Below are 1,852 nucleotides of genomic sequence, written 5' to 3' on the forward strand. Positions count from 1 at the left end.
TATCCGATCACCGCCGCGCGGCTCGCGCCGAACGACGCGCAGCGCATCCAGCGCGCGCTCGAGGTGTTCATGCTGAGCGGCCAGCCGATGTCGGCGCTGCTCGCCGCGCCGCCGCGCGAGGACGACGCCGCCCTGCGCTACCGTTTCGTGCCGGTCGCGCTCGAACCGTCGGACCGTTCGATCCTGCACGCGCGCATCGCCACGCGCTTCGACGCGATGCTCGAGGCCGGCTTCATCGACGAGGTGGAGCGGCTGCGCCGCCGCGACGATCTGCATCTGGGGCTGCCGTCGATGCGCTGTGTCGGCTACCGGCAGGCCTGGGAATATCTGGACGGCGAAACCGATTACGCGACGATGCGCGACAAGGGCGTGTTCGCCACGCGCCAGCTCTGCAAGCGCCAGTTGACCTGGCTGCGCTCGATGCCGGAACGGATCGTGGTGGATTGCTGCGCCGAGGATGCGCCGGCGCGCGCGGTGGATGCGGTGGAACGCGTGCTGGCCGCGAACGGCTGAACCACCGGGTAATGCCTGGGGCACTCGCCAAACAAAAAGGCCGCGATTCGCATCGCGGCCTTTCTCATGTCATCCCGCCATCAGGCTGGCGTCGCGTCAGACCACCACCGTCTGCGCTTCGCCTTCGCGCGTCGCGCGCACCTTGCCGATCTTCCAGACCTGCTCGCCGGCGGCGCTCAGTTCGGCAACCGCCGCATCGGCATCCGCCGCCGACACGATCACGGCCATGCCGATGCCGCAGTTGAACACGCGGTGCATTTCCGCGTCGGCCACGCCGCCGTGCTGCTGGAGCCACTGGAACAGCGGCGGCAGCGTCCATGCGTTCTGGTCGAGCTCGGCCGTCAGGCCTTCGCGCAGCACGCGCGGAATGTTCTCGACCAGGCCGCCGCCCGTGATGTGCGCCATGCCCTTGACCGGCAGCTTCGCCATCAGCGCCAGCAGCGGCTTGACGTAGATGCGCGTGGGCGCGATCAGCGCGTCGGCCAGCGTGCGGCCGTCGAATTCGGCGTTCAGATCCGGATTCGCGCGCTCGATGATCTTGCGCACCAGCGAGAAGCCGTTCGAGTGGATGCCGCTCGAAGCCAGGCCCAGCACCACGTCGCCCTCGGCGATCGTGCTGCCGTCGATGATCTTGCTCTTCTCGACCGCGCCGACGGCGAAGCCGGCCAGATCGTATTCGCCGTCCGGGTACATGCCCGGCATTTCCGCGGTTTCGCCGCCGATCAGCGCGCAGCCCGACAGTTCGCAGCCCTTCGCGATGCCCTTGATGACGTCCGCCGCCGTGTCGACGTGCAGCTTGCCGCAGGCGAAGTAGTCGAGGAAGAACAGCGGCTCGGCGCCCTGCACGAGGATGTCGTTGACGCTCATCGCGACCAGATCCTGGCCGACCGTGTCGTGGCGGTTCAGGTGGAACGCCAGCTTCAGCTTGGTGCCGACGCCGTCGGTGCCGGACACGAGCACCGGCTCCTTGTAACGCTTGGGCACTTCGAACAGTGCGCCGAATCCGCCGATCCCGCCGAGCACGCCTTCGCGCAGCGTTTTCTTCGCAAAGGGCTTGATCTTGTCGATGAGCGCGTCGCCCGCGTCGATGTCGACGCCCGCGTCACGGTAGGAAAGACCTTGGGCGTCGGGAGCGGATTTCGGAGAAGTCATGGGGGAATGCGAGAAGGTCGGTAAAATGCGATTTTACCCGAAGCCGGACGCCCGGCCGAATTCCCGCGCCGATCTTTCGACGGAAACCATCGTGTCCGAATCGTCCCCGATTTCATCGCAGGCCATCGCGCCCGCCGCGCCGCGCCATGCGCCGCCGTGCGGGCCGCGCCGCCCAAGGCCTCCGCGC

3 protein-coding genes are annotated in these 1,852 nt (G+C 67.9%); 2 read left to right on the forward strand and 1 reads right to left on the reverse strand.

Features of this window, described 5'->3' with window-relative positions:
• Positions 1-513: tRNA dimethylallyltransferase (locus G3N92_RS33040; protein ID WP_277396221.1), on the forward strand; the 513-nt coding region annotated here is incomplete at its 5' end.
• Between the two features lie 96 nt (positions 514-609).
• Here G3N92_RS33040 and purM read toward each other — a convergent pair.
• Positions 610-1,665 (reverse strand): phosphoribosylformylglycinamidine cyclo-ligase, encoded by a 1,056-nt coding sequence (gene purM, locus G3N92_RS33045; protein ID WP_206131716.1) that lies wholly within the window; start codon positions 1,663-1,665, stop codon positions 610-612.
• Here purM and G3N92_RS33050 point away from each other — a divergent pair.
• A partial coding sequence (locus G3N92_RS33050) for a hypothetical protein (RefSeq protein ID WP_346778331.1) occupies positions 1,664-1,852 on the forward strand: 189 nt, incomplete at its 3' end. The two genes, purM and G3N92_RS33050, sit on opposite strands and share 2 nt — an antisense overlap.

This window comes from Burkholderia sp. Ac-20379, assembly GCF_017104645.1.
Classification (GTDB): Bacteria; Pseudomonadota; Gammaproteobacteria; order Burkholderiales; family Burkholderiaceae; genus Burkholderia.